The sequence below is a fragment of the Kitasatospora sp. NPDC058048 genome, from assembly GCF_042885555.1.
GTDB lineage: Bacteria > Actinomycetota > Actinomycetes > Streptomycetales > Streptomycetaceae > Kitasatospora > Kitasatospora lactacystinica.
Genome location: NZ_JBHVRT010000012.1, coordinates 45,522 through 60,192 on the forward strand (window position 1 = coordinate 45,522; position 14,671 = coordinate 60,192).

Annotated in this window: 11 protein-coding genes; 4 read left to right on the forward strand and 7 right to left on the reverse strand. The window is 75.9% G+C overall.

Annotated elements, in window-relative coordinates; all coding sequences use genetic code 11:
- Positions 1-54 precede the first annotated feature (54 nt).
- Positions 55-192: a hypothetical protein gene (locus tag ACFVVA_RS15600; protein WP_387689736.1), complete on the forward strand. Its 138-nt coding sequence runs from the start codon at positions 55-57 to the stop codon at positions 190-192.
- 25 nt (positions 193-217) lie between these two features.
- Here the strand turns inward: ACFVVA_RS15600 and ACFVVA_RS15605 are convergent, their stop codons facing one another.
- Both ACFVVA_RS15605 and ACFVVA_RS15610 read right to left on the reverse strand, forming a co-directional pair.
- Positions 218-985 (reverse strand): HAD hydrolase family protein, encoded by a 768-nt coding sequence (locus tag ACFVVA_RS15605; protein ID WP_387689738.1) that lies wholly within the window; start codon positions 983-985, stop codon positions 218-220.
- A 135-nt stretch (positions 986-1,120) separates the two neighbouring features.
- Positions 1,121-1,660: a CGNR zinc finger domain-containing protein gene (locus ACFVVA_RS15610; RefSeq protein ID WP_387689740.1), complete on the reverse strand. Its 540-nt coding sequence runs from the start codon at positions 1,658-1,660 to the stop codon at positions 1,121-1,123.
- 26 nt (positions 1,661-1,686) lie between these two features.
- On the opposite strand from ACFVVA_RS15610, the gene ACFVVA_RS15615 reads away from it, so the two are divergent.
- Complete coding sequence (locus ACFVVA_RS15615; RefSeq protein ID WP_387689742.1) at positions 1,687-3,000, forward strand: MFS transporter; 1,314 nt, start codon at positions 1,687-1,689, stop codon at positions 2,998-3,000.
- A complete protein-coding gene (locus tag ACFVVA_RS15620; protein ID WP_387689743.1) occupies positions 2,997-4,001 on the forward strand; it encodes a DUF2510 domain-containing protein in 1,005 nt (334 codons plus the stop codon). Before ACFVVA_RS15615 ends, ACFVVA_RS15620 begins: the two co-directional genes overlap by 4 nt.
- A gap of 142 nt (positions 4,002-4,143) precedes the next feature.
- Here ACFVVA_RS15620 and ACFVVA_RS15625 read toward each other — a convergent pair whose 3' ends face one another.
- From ACFVVA_RS15625 to ACFVVA_RS15645, 5 genes are all read right to left on the reverse strand, one after another.
- Entirely contained in the window at positions 4,144-4,665 is a 522-nt protein-coding gene (locus ACFVVA_RS15625; RefSeq protein WP_387689745.1) for a hypothetical protein, read from the reverse strand.
- Positions 4,662-5,216 carry a hypothetical protein gene (locus ACFVVA_RS15630; RefSeq protein ID WP_387689747.1) on the reverse strand — a complete coding sequence of 185 codons (555 nt, stop codon included), beginning with the start codon at positions 5,214-5,216 and terminating at the stop codon, positions 4,662-4,664. The genes ACFVVA_RS15625 and ACFVVA_RS15630 overlap by 4 nt, the downstream gene beginning before the upstream one ends.
- 89 nt (positions 5,217-5,305) lie before the next feature.
- Positions 5,306-6,880: a hypothetical protein gene (locus ACFVVA_RS15635; RefSeq protein ID WP_387689749.1), complete on the reverse strand. Its 1,575-nt coding sequence runs from the start codon at positions 6,878-6,880 to the stop codon at positions 5,306-5,308.
- 78 nt (positions 6,881-6,958) lie between these two features.
- On the reverse strand, positions 6,959-7,873 hold the full coding sequence (locus ACFVVA_RS15640; protein ID WP_387689751.1) for a leucyl/phenylalanyl-tRNA--protein transferase: 915 nt from the start codon (positions 7,871-7,873) through the stop codon (positions 6,959-6,961).
- On the reverse strand, positions 7,870-11,226 hold the full coding sequence (locus ACFVVA_RS15645; protein ID WP_387689753.1) for an amino acid adenylation domain-containing protein: 3,357 nt from the start codon (positions 11,224-11,226) through the stop codon (positions 7,870-7,872). The genes ACFVVA_RS15640 and ACFVVA_RS15645 overlap by 4 nt, the downstream gene beginning before the upstream one ends.
- A 232-nt stretch (positions 11,227-11,458) precedes the next feature.
- On the opposite strand from ACFVVA_RS15645, the gene ACFVVA_RS15650 reads away from it, so the two are divergent.
- Entirely contained in the window at positions 11,459-14,671 is a 3,213-nt protein-coding gene (locus tag ACFVVA_RS15650) for an EAL domain-containing protein (protein WP_387689754.1), read from the forward strand.

Below are 14,671 nucleotides of genomic sequence, written 5' to 3' on the forward strand. Positions count from 1 at the left end.
ACGGGCCCGGCGGCAGTCGGTTCTTCCGCCCCTCTCCCCGACTCTCCCACGCTTTTGACCGGGCGTCGGAAATCCGCCGGCGGGGACGCGCACCTGGCGGAGCTCGCCGTGCCCGAGTGGCGGGCGGCGCTGGAAGCGCTCCAGCAGCTTCCGGAGATCGGCACCGACGGGCCGGACGCCGCGTCGGCCTGACGAGAACGGTCGCGGCGCCCGGCGGCTACCGGCCGGGCGCCTCGGCCAGCCGGGAGATCTCGGCGGCGACGGCCTCCGGTTCGGCGGCGACGGTGACGCGGGCGACGCCGTCCAGGCCCGGGTGGGCGCCGACCCGGACGGAGTGCCGGGCGTTGCGCAGCAGGTCGAGGTCGTTGATGTCGTTGCCGAAGGCGTTGTACGCGTCGATCCCCAGCGAGGTCAGCGCCTCCCACTTGTTCGTGGTGCCCGGGGCGAAGTCGATGATCGCCTCGTCGAGGTGGTGGTTGACGGTCATCCCGAGCGCGCGGCCGGCCTCCGCGAGGGCCGCCGGGTCGGTCGCGTCGACCACCAGGAACTTGACCACGGCGGGGAGTTCGGCGAGCTCCACCCGGCGGGCGAGGCCGCCCTGGTCGACCCGGCCGCGGATCGGGTGGTCGGCCGGTCCGGTGTAGGCGTAGTCCCACGGGCCGTCGGCGAGGTAGCCCGCCCGGAACCGCTCGGCCTCGGTCAGCAGCCGGTCGAGGTCACCGGCCTCGAACGCGGCCCGCGCCCGCACCCGGCCGTCGACGGAGACCAGGCTGCCGTTGCCGCCGATCAGCGTGGCGGCGGGAAAGGCCCCGTCGAGGACGGGCAGGAGGTCGCGGACCGGCCGGGCGGAGGCGAAGACCAGCTGGTGCCCGGCCCGCTCGCAGTCCGCCAGCGCGGCGAGGATCCGGCGGTCGATCGTCCGCCCGTCGAAGCAGAGGGTGCCGTCGATGTCGAAGACCGTGGTGCGGGCGCTGGTGGTGATCATCGTGCGATCGTATCCAGGCGGTGCGGTGCACGATCCCGCGGCCCTTCGGGTACGGCCGGATCGGGAAGTCGGCGGGCCCGGCGTCCCGCTCCGGCCGAAGCCCTCCGACACGTCCCCGTCGTCCGGGCGGGACGGTCACCCGCGGGCCGGGCCGGTCGCAGGTCGCGCCGCGCGGCGGTGGCGGCGGACGGCGTCGCGGTTGGCGCAGAGCTGGGAGCAGTAGCGCCGGCGGCCGGTCCGCGTGGTGTCGGCGAAGAGGGTGGTGCACTCGGCGACGGCGCACCGGCCGAGCCGGTGCATGCCGCGGCCCACCAGGTGGAAGGCGGTGCCGACGGCGATCAGGGTGGACAGCACGGCGGCGAACGGCTGGTGGTCGTCGCGGTAGTGGAGGTGCCAGCCATCGGCGTGGTCGGTCAGCCGGGGGTGGGCGGCGTCGGCGGCCAGCATCCGGTTGAGCCGTTCGGCCCGTTCGCGCTCGTCGGCCGCGTCGACCACCGCCTCCCAGCTGTCCAGCAGGGCCAGGATGCGCGCCAGGTCCGCCGGCAGGACCGGTCCGTCGACCACCAGCCCGGCCGCGCGGCAGCGGTCCACCAGTTCCCCGGCGGTTCCGGGGCGCCGGTTGGCCAGTTCCGCGGCGAGGTGCACGGCGCCTTCGCCGTAAGGGTTGAGATGCATAAGACCATGACACCAGGCTGCTGAGCATGAGTCAGCACACCGGCACCGAAAAGCACTCCGGGCCGAGGGCCGTCGGGGACGCCGCCCGCCCGCTCCGGTACCGCTGGGTGGTCCTCGGCGTCGCCACCGTCACCCAGGCCGCCTCCGGCTTCTTCGTCCAGGGCATCGGGGCGATGGCCGTCCCCCTGCAGCAGTCACTGGACCTCAGCACGACCCGGCTCGGCCTGCTCCTGTCCGCCTCCCAACTGGTGCCGCTGGTCGGCCTGCTGGTGGCCGGTGCGCTCCTGGACCGGCACAGCGAGCGCTGGGTCGTCGGCATCGGTTCCGCCGTGGTCGCCGCGGCCCTGCTCCTCGGCGGCCTGGCGCAGGGGTACGCCTCCCTGCTCGCCGTCCTGCTGGTCGTCGGCGCCGGGTACAGCACCGTGCAGCCCGGCGGCAGCAAGTCGGTGGCCGTCTGGTTCGCCCCGGCGCAGCGGGGACTGGCCATGGGCGTCCGCCAGGCGGGGCTGCCGCTGGGCGGCGCACTCGCCGCCGCCGTCCTGCCGCTGGTGGCCGTGGCGCACGGGTGGCGGGCGGCGCTGGTGGTCGGCGGGCTGGTCGCCCTCGTGGGCGCCGGGCTCTTCACCGCCCTCTACCGGCGGCCGCCGGCCGCCACGGCCCTGCGCCCCGCTCCCGGCACCGCCGCGCCGACGGCCTCCGTCCGCTCCCGGCTGCGGATGCTCCGCGAGCCGGCCATGACGCGGATCCTGTTCTCCGGCCTGAGCCTGGTCTCGGTACACAGCGGCATCGGCGTGCTCGGCGCGCTGTACCTCCACGACGTGACGGCCCTCGGCCCCGGTCCGGGCGCCGCCGTCCTGGTGGCGGTCCAGGTGGCGGGGGCGGCCGGCCGGATCGCGCTGGCGGCCTGGAGCGACCGCAGCCGTGCCGGGCGGTACCGGCCCGTCCTGGTCTGCCTGGGCGCGGTGGTGGCCGGGTTGACGGCCCTGACGACGCCGGCGGGCCACTCCCCCGTGGTGGCCGCCCTCCTGTTCACCTGGCTGGGCTTCTTCGGCATCGGCTGGTACGGCCCCTGGGTGGCCCACCTGGCGGAGTCGGCCCCGCCGGGCCGGACCGGCTTCGCCCTCGGGCTGGTCATGGCCGTCAACCAACTGGCCGTCGTCCTGGTCCCGCCCGCCCTCGGGCTGCTCCGCGACACCACCCACGGCTTCACCGCCGCCTGGGCCGCCCTCGCCGCGGCCACGGCCGCGACCCTCGTGCTGACCGCCCGCGGCGGGGGCGGCGGCGGGCGCGGCACCCCTGCCGCCATGGGCCGCACACCGGCGGGTACCGTACGGCCGTGAGCAACGAGACGCCTCCCGGGTGGTACCCGGTCCCCGGTCCGGACGGCGCCCCCGGCCACGAGCGCTGGTGGGACGGCAACGCCTGGAGCAGCGACGTCCGGCCGGTCCAGGGCGGCTACGGCTACCCGGGCCAGGAGGCGCCCCCGGCGCAGCAGGCGTACCCGAACCACCCCGGCCCGCAGGTCTACCCGGGCCCGCAGACGTACCCCGGCCCGCAGGCGTACCCGGCCGCGGGCTACGGCCAACCCGGCCCCGGCTACCCGCCGATGGCCGCGGCCCCGCTCCCCGCCCCCAAGCGGGCCAAGCCGGGCGTGATCATCGCCGCCGCGGTCGGCGTCCTGGCGGTCGGCGGCAGCATCGCCGGAGTCGCGCTCAGCCACGGCGGCGACCCCGCGGCGGACCCGACCACCGACCCCACCGTTTCCGTCAGCCGCAGCGCCGGCCCGACCACGAGCCCCGGCCCCACCCCGAAGCCGGCCACGCCCAAGCCCGCCCCGGTCCTCCGGAGCACCGTCGCGGACCAGCAGCACTCGATCACCCTCCCGGTGTTCGAGGGCTGGGAGGTGACGACGACCGACACCCCGCAGTGGTCGGTCTACCTCGGCAGCGGCCGCTACACCTGCGCGAACGGCAAGGCCTGCATCCGCGGCCGGTTCTCGGTGGAGAAGAACACCATCCAGGGCGACAGCGCCAAGGCCGCCGCCGACGCCGCCATGCCGACCGTCGCCAAGCAGATCTTCAGCGGGATGACCTCGCAGACCGACTACGGCTCGGGCAGCCTCGCCGTCGCCGGCGTGGCCGGCTACGCGACCCGCTGGCACATCACCAACGCCGACGGAACCCAGGGCTACGTCCTGCTGGCCGCCCTCCCCGCGAAGGGCGGGGGCTACGTGGTCTTCGACGGCGGCGTGGACGACGACCCGGCCGCCCCGGACGTCTCGGTGCTGGACCAGATCCTCCTGGGCGTCAAGAAGGACGACGCCCCCACCAGCGGCACCTGACGTCCCGTTGCGGCGGTGTCGCGACCGGCGTCGCCCTCGCGGCCACGGCCGTGGCCGCCCCGCCTCCGGGCGCGCGGCCGCGCGGCTCCACCCCTCGGGGCCTCCCGCGCGTTCCGCGGCACCGGGCTGCCACAGTGCTCGGCTACGCCGGCCGGTCGTCCGGGAGCCGCTCCGGGAAGGTGGGCGGCGGGAGCGGGCGCGGGCGTGCGGCGGGCCGGTCGCTGCGGCGCAGGACGAAGACCACCGGGAGGGCGATCAGGCCGGGCCCGGCGAGCAGGCCGGCCAGCCACTGGCGGCCGTCCAGGCCGACGATCACCGAGCCGGCGAGCATTCCGGCGGCGAGCACGAAGCCGGCCACCAGTCCGCCGGCGTAGAGCTGGTGGGCGCGCTGGTCCTTGCGGTCCTGGGCCGCGATCCGGGCACGCTCGGTCACGTGCTCCTCCCGCATCCGGGCCGCTTCGAGCGCCGAGGCCGACGCCGTCCGCTCGCGTTCCAGCGACGCCAGGTGGCGCTCCCGGGCACTCTCCCGGGCGTGTTCGCGCCGGAGTTCCAGTTCGAGGTGCTCCAGGGCCACCCGCAGGTGCTCGGGCGGAAGTCGGGCCCACTGGGTGGCGACCTCCAGGGCCGTCGGACGGCGGGTGCGGCTCTCCTCGGGGGTGGTCACCGGTCGTCACCTCGGGGCGTGGGGGCGGTGCGGTCGGGGTCCCGGTCCGCGCCCGGCGGCGGGCCGAGCCGGAGGAAGAGGCGTTCCAGGCCCTCGGCGACGGTCTCGGCGGCCACCGGGGTCAGCGGGTCGTCGGCGTACTCCAGCAGGGGCCGGCACCCGGCCCCGCAGCCGCTCCCGGTGAGCGCCGCGTCGCCGTCCGCCCAGGCGAGGACGCCGCCGGAGACGTCGGACCGGAAGACCGGCCCGCTGCCCACCGGCCCCGCCTTCGAAAGGCCCTCCGAAAGAACCGGCGGCAGGCCCGCGGGGACGGGGAACCCCAGGCCCATGGGTGCGGGCCCGGCCGGCAGCGGGCTCTGAACGCGCCTCCCGGGCCCGTCCGCCGGTGCGCCCGGTCGCGGCGGCGTCGGCAGCGCCAGCGCGGCCAGCACCGCCGCGGCCGGCGCCAGGAGGGCCGCCCACCAGCCGATCCCGGTGGCGGCGTACAGGACCAGCGTCCCGGCCCAGACCAGGACGGCCGCGCCGCCGAGCACCGCACGTCTGCTCCCCACACCGCCCCCTTCCTCCGGTCCGAGCCTACCCATGACGAGGGCCCCCCGGTCGGAGAACTCCGCCGAGGGGCCCGGAAGGTGGCGAGGGGTCAGCTGTGCTGCGGGGCGGGCAGCGTCGCCGAGCCCGCGAGCAGCGGCCACTCCCGGTGGAACGGCGGCAGGGGCAGCTTGCCCTCGATGACCGGGGTGCCGAAGACCTTCAGGTGGGCGAGCAGCGAGCCGTTCAGGTCGACGCCGCCGACCAGCGACCAACTGCCCTGCGCCTGCGGCGGGTTGCCGGAGGAGTCGGCGACCAGCGAGCCCTCCGCCCGGGCGCTCAGATAGGGGGCGACGGTGGTCTCCACGCCGACGGTGTCGTACAGGCCGAGGCTGATCTCGGCGCCGAGCGCGGCCCGGACGCCCGCCTTGCCGTTGAGCCGCACGTGCACCGGGGAGACCTTGGTCTCGGCGCTGGTGGCCGGGGTCCAGCCCTTGCCGCCGGTGTAGTCGGCGCGCACCGCCCAGGTGCCGGTGGCGTCCTGTTCCGCCTCCAGGTGGACCTGGCCGTCGGCGCTGACCTCCAGGTAGCAGGTGAGGCCGAGGTTGACGACCACCGGCAGGCCGGCGACCGTCAGCACCGGGCTGGCCTGCAGCTTGGCGAAGGGCACCCGGACGGGGGCCGCGCCGGTGCTGCGGGCGGCGTCGCCGGTGACCTTCCACTGGGCGTGGGCGCCGAGGTCGAAGCCGATCGAGGCGGTGCGCGGGCTGCCGGCCGCCGCGCCGTGGTAGGCGAAGTGGACGGCGGGGTGGAGCTGGAGCGAGCCGGACGCGTCGAGGCTCGCGCCGTCGGGCAGCGGGACGGGGGCCTTGAGGTTCACCTCCAGGGTGCCGGAGGCGTCGGCCTGGACGCCGTTCCCGGTCAGGCCGGCGGTCGCCTTGAGGTCCTTGACCAGCGGGGTCACGGTGATGCCGTGCGGGTCGACGGGGACGTTGCCGTCGGCCTCGGTGCCGCCGAGGAGTTCGGCCAGGGTGGCCGGACGGGTGGTCAGGGCGATGGTGTTGCCCGCGCCGGGCCGGACGCCGGTGACGGCGACCAGCGCGCCCTGCGGGGCGGCGGCGGTGGGCGGGCTGGCGATCAGCTGCCCGGGCTGGACGGCCGCGGCCGCGACTGCGGCAGACGGGACGGCGCCCGGCGAGGTCGTAGCCGAGGCTGTGGGCGAGGTCGTGGCCGAAGCCGTGGGCGAAGCAGTGGGCGAAGCAGTGGCTGGGGCGGTGGCCGGGGCGGCCGGCCCCGTCGCCGACAGCACGGCCGTGCCGCCCGCCGGGTCGTAGGCCGTCAGCTGGAGGTTCTTCGCCGCCGCCGTGACGGCGCCACCGTCCTTGCCCGGGCTGCCGATCGCGGCCTGGTGGTCCCCTGCGGGTGCGGCGGTGACGGTGGTTCCGCTCGGGGTCGGACGGCCGGCGGCGGGGCTGCCCGCCTTGGCGCGCGGGGTGCCGCCGGCGGGCGGCGCGGCGGCCGGGCTGCCCCCGGCGGCGGTCGCGGCCGGGTCGGCGACGGTGGCGGCGGCCGGTGCGGCACCGGCCTGGGAGGTACCGGGGCTGGTCGGCCCGCACGCGGCGGCCCCGGCGAGGACGAGGGTGAGGACGGCGGGGCCGGCGGCCCTGCCTATGGAGCTTTTGAACACGCGGCGTCATGTTACTGACGAGGAATAACTTTGTCGAAGACAGGCCAAAAAGCCGGACCGATCAGGTTTAACCGCAGGTCATCCGAGGTTCGTCGGAGTGGAGGGATCAGCCGGGCGAACCGGGCCCCGCCCCAGCCGCGCCGCCGGCAGCGGCGACCCGTCCAGCGCGCCGACCCCGCCCATGCCCCTGCCCTCGCCCCTGTCCGTACCCTCGCCCTCGCCCGAGAGCACGGCGAGGTACCGCGAGCGCGCCATCGGTTCCGCCCCGAGGCTCCGCACGTGCGGCCCGTCCCACTGCGCGTCGAGCAGCCGCCCGCCCGCCGCGCCGAACCTCGCCCCGAGATCGGCGACGGCGACCCGGGCGGCGTCCGGGCGGCGGTGGAACATCGAGTCCAGGCTCAGCACCGGGCCGACCACCACCCCGAACACGCCGCCGATCAGCTCCTCCCCCTCCCACACCTCGCCGCTGTGCGCCGCCCCCAGCCCGTGCAGCTTCATCAGCGCCGCCGCCAACTCCTCCGTGAGCCAGACCGGTTGACGCCCTTCGGCGCACGCCGCCAGCACCTGCCCGAAGGCCCGGTCCGCGCTCGTCCACCACGAGGACCGGTTGCGCAGCCGCCGCTCCAGCCGCCCCCCGAGCCGAACGCCGTCGGGCGCGATCACCGGCCGCGGGTCGGGCGACCACCAGGCCAGCGCGTACGGGTCCGTCCCGCCCGGCAGCAGGGCCACCTCGCCCGCCTCGACGGCGTCCCCGTACAGCGCCTCGCTGTACGCGCTCGCGTACACGTCCGCCGCCGGCAGCGGGAACAGCCCGCGCCGGTACGCCGCCAGCAGTTCTCCGGGCCCGAGCGACCCGCCGAAGGCCACCGGGCCGTCGCCGGAGCCGAGCCGCCCGCCCAGCGCGTCGAAGAGGCCCGCGCCGGAAAGGCTCCCCGCGGCACTGCCCCCCTCGGCGCGGCTCCCCTCGGAACGGCTCCCCTCGGAACGGCTCACGGCGACGCCGCCCGCAGGAAGCCCTCCCGTTCCAGCCCCGCCAGGTAGTGGTCGATCAACCCGGCCTCCACCGGCGGCAGTTCGATCCCGCTCCCGGCCAGCGCCGCGTCCGCGTTGACCCGCTCGAACAGCGGGAACGTCGGCCGGAAGTACATCTCGCTGATCGACAGTTCCGTCCCCGGCGCGCGGTCCACGAACAGCGGGACGAACGGTGCGATCGGGTGCGTCGGGTTCCCGGCGGCGAACCGGACCAGCCGCCGCACCCAGTCCCTGTACGGCAGTGGGGCGATCCGGTGGCCGCGCGCCCGCAGCCGCTCGGCGAGGTCGGCGAGGACGCCCGGCTGCGGGGAGGTGAGGTGGTAGACCTCGCCGGCGGCCGGCGCGTGGGCGGCGATGTGGGCGACGGCCCGGGAGAAGCGGTCGGCGGGGACGAAGTCGAGCAGCAGCTGCACGTCCGGGCAGGTCCCGCTGTCGGCCAGGTAGGCGATCAGCGCGCACAGTTCGGTGCCGGTGTTCATCGCCCCGTCCGCGAGGTCCCCGGTGACGTCGTTGGTGCGCAGCACGGTGACCGGCAGGCCGGCGGCGGCCGCGTTGTGCAGCAGCTGTTCGGCGACCCACTTGCTCTCGACGTAGCCGACGCCGAGCCGTTCCGGGTGGGCGAGCGGGGTCCGCTCGGTGACCTTCGGGACGCCGGCCGCGCCGAAGCCGGCCAGGACGGCGAGGGTGGAGAGGTAGTGCACGGGGATGCCCCGGCTGTGCCCGGCGAGCCGGACGACCTCCCGGGTGCCGCCGACGTTGGGGCGGCGCAGCTGGTGGTACGGGTAGAGGAAGTTGACCTGCCCGCCGAGGTGGTGGATCGCGTCGAGGTGCCCGGCCAGCCAGTCGAACCGGTGGTCCGTCAGCCCGAGTGCGGGCCGGGTGAGGTCGCCGACCAGCGGCACCACCCGCCGGTCGGCGAGGTCGTGCCGCAGGAAGCGCTGCTGCGCCGCCCGCAGCCGTTCCAGCGCGTGTTCCTCGTCGGGCGCGCGGACCAGGCAGTGGATGCGGGCCCGGGTGGTGGCGAGCAGCGCGTGCAGCAGGTGGGCGCCGCAGAAGCCGGTGGCGCCGGTGAGCAGGATCTCGGCGGGTTCGGCCCGGGAGGGCGCCGGGCTCCAGGACTGCCGGAGGTCGTCGGTGAGCCGGGCCTCCGCGAACCAGTCGACGCCGGCGTCCCGTTCGGCGCCCGCGGGGCCCTCCGTGCGCGCCGCCCGCAGGGCCCCCGCGAAGGCGTGCAGGACGGGTTCGCGCAGCAGTGCCCGGGTGAGCGCCCGCACCTGCCCGACGTCGATGCCGAACATGATCCGGGCCCGCGCCAGCATCTCCATCGCGAGCAGCGAGGTGCCGCCGAGCGCGAAGAAGTCGCCGTCCGGGCCGACGTGTTCGACGCCGAGCAGCTCCGCCCACAGCTGCCCGACGGCCGCCTCGACCGCGTCCGCACCGGACGCACCCGCGCCGGCCGGAACGGCCGGAGCAGTCGGAGCGGCCGGGCCGGGCGGACCGCCCGAACCGACCGGGCGCACCGGCGCGTGCGGCAGCCGCCGCCGGTCGATCTTCCCCGCCGCCGTCAGCGGCATCGCCGCCAGCGGCACGAAGTCGGCCGGCACCAGGTACTCCGGCAGCCGCTCGGCCAGGAACGCCCGGATCGCCCGCGCCCCGCCGGCCGCCCCGGGGGCGAGCGTGTAGTACGCCGTGAGCGTGCGGCTGCCGTCCGCCGCCTCCCCGTCGGCCGCGATCCGGGCCTGCCGGACGTCCGGGTGGGCGGCCAGGACGGCCTCGATCTCGGCCGGGTCCACCCGGTGCCCGCGCACCTTCAGCTGGTCGTCGAAGCGCCCGAGGATCTCCAGCTGCCCGTCGGCCCGCCACCGTCCGGCGTCGCCGGTGCGGTACATCCGCTCACCGGGCAGCGGCGCGTACGGGTCGGGCAGGAAGGACTCGGCGGTGAGCCCGGCCTGCCGCCAGTAGCCGCGGGCGAGGCCGGGCCCGCCGAGGTGGATCTGCCCCTTCTCCCCGGGCCGGACGGGGCGCAGCCGGGCGTCGAGCACGTGCACCCGCACTCCGGGCAGTGGCCGGCCGATCGGTACGGGCGCGGCGGAGCCGCCCGGTCCCGCCGGGCCCGGGCCGGTGGCGCCCCCGCCGAGGAGGTCGGCCGTGACCTCGCAGAGCGTCGAGGTGACGGCCGCCTCGGTGACCCCGTACGCGTTGAGCAGCCGGGCGCCGGGCAGCCGTTCCAGGCAGCGGCGGCAGTCGTCGGCGTCCACGACGTCCCCGCCGACCACGACCAGCCGCAGTTCCCGGGGGCCGGGCCCGCCGGGCGGGAGCAGGTCGAGCAGGTGGTGCCAGTAGGCGGGGGTGAGGTCGGCGACGGCCAGGCCCAGCCCGGGCAGCCGGCCGGCCAGTTCGGTGGGCGCCCAGGTGCCGCCCGCGTCCCCGCCGCCGCCCAGCACGACGGTCGCGCCCGCGAGCAGGGCGCCGAACACCTGCTCCAGCGCGGTGTCGGAGCCCAGCGCGGCCAGTTGCAGGACGCGTTCGCCGGGGCGCAGCCGGTAGGCGTGGACGATCCGGTCGAGGGTGAACAGCAGCGCACGGTGGGTGACGGGCACGCCTTTGGGGCGGCCGGTCGTGCCGGAGGTGTAGATCAGGTAGGCGAGGTCGTCGGGGACGGCGCCGTCGTCTCCCAGGAACTCGCCGAAGCCGCCGCCCCCCGGTCCGAGCACGGGTACCCGGGAGGTCCCCGGGAAGCCGTCGCCGTCCGCGACCACCACCCGGGCCCCGCAGTCCTCGACGAGCCCGGCCAATCGTCGCCGCGGGTGGGCCGGGTCCAGTGGCAGGAACGCCCCGCCGGCCTTGAGCACGGCCAGCCAGGCGGTCACCAGCCCGGCCCCGCGTTCCAGGCAGACCGGTACGACCTGCTCGGGGCCGGCTCCGCTGGCCCGGAGTGCGGCGGCCAACCGGTCGCTGCTCAGGTCGAGTTCGCGGTAGCTCAGCGTGGCGTCGGCGGCGATGACGGCGACCGCCTCCGGGTCGTGCGCCGCCCGCGCGCGGAACAGTCCGTGCACCGTGTCGGCGAATCCGGCCGCCGCCCGCCGTACGGGGGCGCCGTCGGGGAAACCCAGTTCGGCGGGGCGCCACTCGCGTTCCACCCGGTCCCGGCAGTCGGCCCGCCCGGCCGGTCCGTGGACCTGCCGCCACCCGGCCGGGACGGTCAAGTCCCCGGGCCAGATCGCATACTGACCGTTGTCGTTGCGGACCACGGCGTGACGGTCGGAGCTCACATCCGTACGTACGCCCTGTGCGCTGTCTACTGCGTCGTCCACCGGCTTGACCTCGTGCTGTGGCGGCAGAATGCTGGGGAGTGCGACATTTCCGACTATACGCACTCCTGCCCCGTCGAGGCCGTCCGGTCGCACCCCCACCGGACGCCTCGCTGCTGCGCGAAAGCGCCCACCCCGTCCCGCCCCGGGCCGGCCCGTACGCCTCGCCCGCCCAGTCCTCGCCCGAACTGCCCCGCCCGACCGGCGGGGTGGTGTCGCGGAGGAGGTAGCCTCGTTGACTCGCCGGCGCCAACGCCTGATGGTCTGTTACCTGCTCTGGATGGTGCTGTTCACCGGCATCTACTACGCGAATCCGAGCCAGCGGATCATCTGGTGGACGGGCATCGGCCTCGGCGGCGTCGCCGCGATCGTGGTCGGCGTCCGGCTCAACCGGCCCGCGCACGCGCGCTTCTGGTACGTGCTGGCGCTCGCCAACCTCAGCTTCACCGTGGGCGAGGTGATCCAGGCCGTCCAGTTGGACATCCTGCACCTGCCCAACCCGTTCCCGTCCGTCGCGGACGGCTTCTACCTCGCCGAGTACGTGCTGTACGCGGTCGGCGTGCTGGGCTTCATCCGCTGGCGCACGGCCCGTCAGGACCGCGCCGGGCTGCTCGACGCCCTCATCCCCACCATCGGACTGGCCCTGCTCGCCTGGATCTACCTGATCCTCCCGTACGCCCGGAACCCGGACCTCGACTGGTTCCAGAAGGCCGTCTCGATCGCCTACCCGCTCGGCGACGTGGTCGTGCTCGCCCTGCTGCTGCGCCTGCTGACCCCGCGCGGGGGCAACTCCCGCTCGCTGCAGCTGCTCGCCGTCGGCTCGCTCGGCCTCCTGGTCTCCGACGTGCTGTACGGGCTGGTCCAGCTGCACGGCACCTGGCACATCGGCACGCCCGTCGAACTCGGCTGGGCCGCCTTCTACACCGCCTGGGGCGCGGCGGCGCTGCACCCGTCGATGGTCGAGCTGACCCGGCCGGTGCCCACCCAGCAGCCGGACCTGAGCACCGCCCGGCTGGTGCTGCTCACCCTCGCCTCGCTGATCGCCCCGGCGATCCTGATCATCGAGGCGCTGGCCGGCAACACCGGCAACGCGGGCGTGATCGGCGCGTTCTCCGCGCTGCTCTACCTGCTGGTGCTGGCCCGGCTCGCGGTGGTCGTCTCCGACCGCCGGCAGGCCGTCGCCCGCGAGCGGACGCTGCGCGAGGCGGGCGCCCGGCTGACCGCGGCCGTCACGGTGGAGGAGGTCGCGGACGCCGTCCAGTCCGCCGCGTCCACGCTGATGCCGGCCGAGGCCGGACACGTCGCCCTGCTCGCGGTGACCGAGGAGGGCGTGCTGCACGTGCGGCACGCCGGGAGCGGCTCCGCCCGGCAGGCCCCGCAGGACGCCGCGCCGTCCGAGCAGGTGCTGGAACTCGCCGCCGCCAGGGAGACCCTGCTGCTGCCCGTGGCCGCCCTGGGCCTGGACGCCGCCCCGCCCACCTCGTCGAAGCCCGGCCCGTCCAAACCCGGCGCCAAGCCCGGCGGCGACCGGCGCACCCGCCTCGGCGGCGGCATGCCGTACGCCCTGGTCTGCCCGCTCACCCTCGCCGAGCGCCCCTCCGGCGATCCGCTGATCGGCGCGCTCATCGTCACCGGCACCGAGCAGGAGCTGACCAGCCTCTGGAGCTCGCTGGAGATCCTCGCCGCGCAGGCGGCCCTCGCGGTCGAGCGCTTGGTGCTGAGCCGGGAGGTCATCCGCCGCAACAGCGAGCTGTACTTCCGCACCCTGGTGCAGAACTCCAGCGACGTCATCCTGATCCTCGACGCCGACGACGGCGTGCGCTACGCCTCCCCGTCCGCCGAGACGGTGCTCGGCCACCCGAACCTGGCCGGCACCCTGCTGACCGACCTGGTCCCGCCCGAGGACAGCCGGGAGGTCGGCAAGGCGCTGGCCCGGATGCGCGGGAGCGCCGACCAGCCCCGGGCGGAGCAGCCGCGCGAGCACTGGCGGCTGCTGCGCCAGGACCGCACCCCGATCGAGGCCGAGGTCCGCTTCAACGACCTGCGCGCGGACCCGACCGTGGGCGCCCTGGTGCTCACCCTGCGCGACGTGACCGAGCAGCGGCAGATGGAGCGCGAGCTGACCCACCGGGCCTTCCACGACTCGCTGACCGGCCTGGCCAACCGGGTGCTGTTCCTGGACCGGGTCGGCCACGCCCTCTCCCGGGGCGAGCGCAGCGGAGCCGTCACGGGGGTGCTGTTCATCGACCTGGACGACTTCAAGGTGGTCAACGACACCCAGGGGCACGCGGTCGGCGACGAGCTGCTGGTCGCGGTCTCGCTGCGGGTCTCCACCGCCCTTCGCGCCTCGGACACCGCCGCCCGCCTCGGCGGCGACGAGTTCGCGGTGCTGGTGGAGGACGCACGGCGGCCGGCCGACGTGGACACCATCGCGTCCGGGGTGCTGGCGGTGTTCGCCGAGCCGTTCAAGCTCAAGTCGGGCGCGGTGCGGGTGACGGCCAGCATCGGCGTGGCGACCACCGAGGACAGTGTGGACGCGACCGAGCTGCTCACCCACGCCGACCTCGCGCTGTACTCCGCCAAGGCGGCCGGCCGCCGTCAGTGGCGCCACTACCGGCCGGCCCTGCAGACCGGGATGGTGGAGCGGCACGAGCTGAACGAGCACCTCGACTCGGCGATCGCGGAATCGGCCTTCCAGCTGTACTACCAGCCGATCGTCGACCTGCGCTCGGGGGACCTGGTCGCCTTCGAGGCGCTGGTCCGCTGGCCGCACGACCGCCGCGGCATGGTGCTGCCCGACGAGTTCATCGCCCTGGCCGAGGAGAGCGGCCAGATCGTCCCGCTCGGCGCCTGGGTGCTGGAGCGCGCCGCCCAGGAGGTCGCGGCCTGGCACGCCGCGAGTTCGGCGGTCCGCTCCGCCGCCGGCCGGCCGCCGCTGCGGGTCAACGTCAACGTCTCGGCCCGGCAGTTCCGCGACGCCGGGTTCGTGGACGTGGTCCGCCGGGCCCTGGCCACCACCGGCATCGACCCGCACACCCTGGTCCTGGAGCTGACCGAGTCCGTGCTGATGCGCCGCGACGACCGCATCCACGCCGACATGGCCACCCTGTCCGGCCTCGGCGTCGGCATCGCCATCGACGACTTCGGCACCGGCTACTCCTCGCTGTCCTACCTGCGCGAGTTCCCGATCTCCCTGCTCAAGATCGACAAGTCCTTCATCGACGGCCTCGGCCACTCGCCGCAGCAGTACGCCCTGGTCGAGGGCATCACCCGGATCGCCGACACCCTCGGCGTCCAGGTGATCGCCGAGGGCATCGAGCACGCCGACCAGCGCGACCTGCTCACCGCCATGGGCTGCCCGCTCGGCCAGGGGTACCTCTTCGCCCACCCCATGGATTCCCCGCAGGCCCGCGCCCTGGTCCGGCGGACCTCCTACGAACCCGCCTGA

Bases quoted from the DNA above. Each gene is read 5' to 3' on its own strand.
- ACFVVA_RS15615 (WP_387689742.1), top strand. From the start codon at position 1,687: ATGAGTCAGCACACCGGCACCGAAAAGCACTCCGGGCCGAGGGCCGTC.
- ACFVVA_RS15605 (WP_387689738.1), bottom strand. From the start codon at position 985: ATGATCACCACCAGCGCCCGCACCACGGTCTTCGACATCGACGGCACC.
- ACFVVA_RS15610 (WP_387689740.1), bottom strand. From the start codon at position 1,660: ATGCATCTCAACCCTTACGGCGAAGGCGCCGTGCACCTCGCCGCGGAA.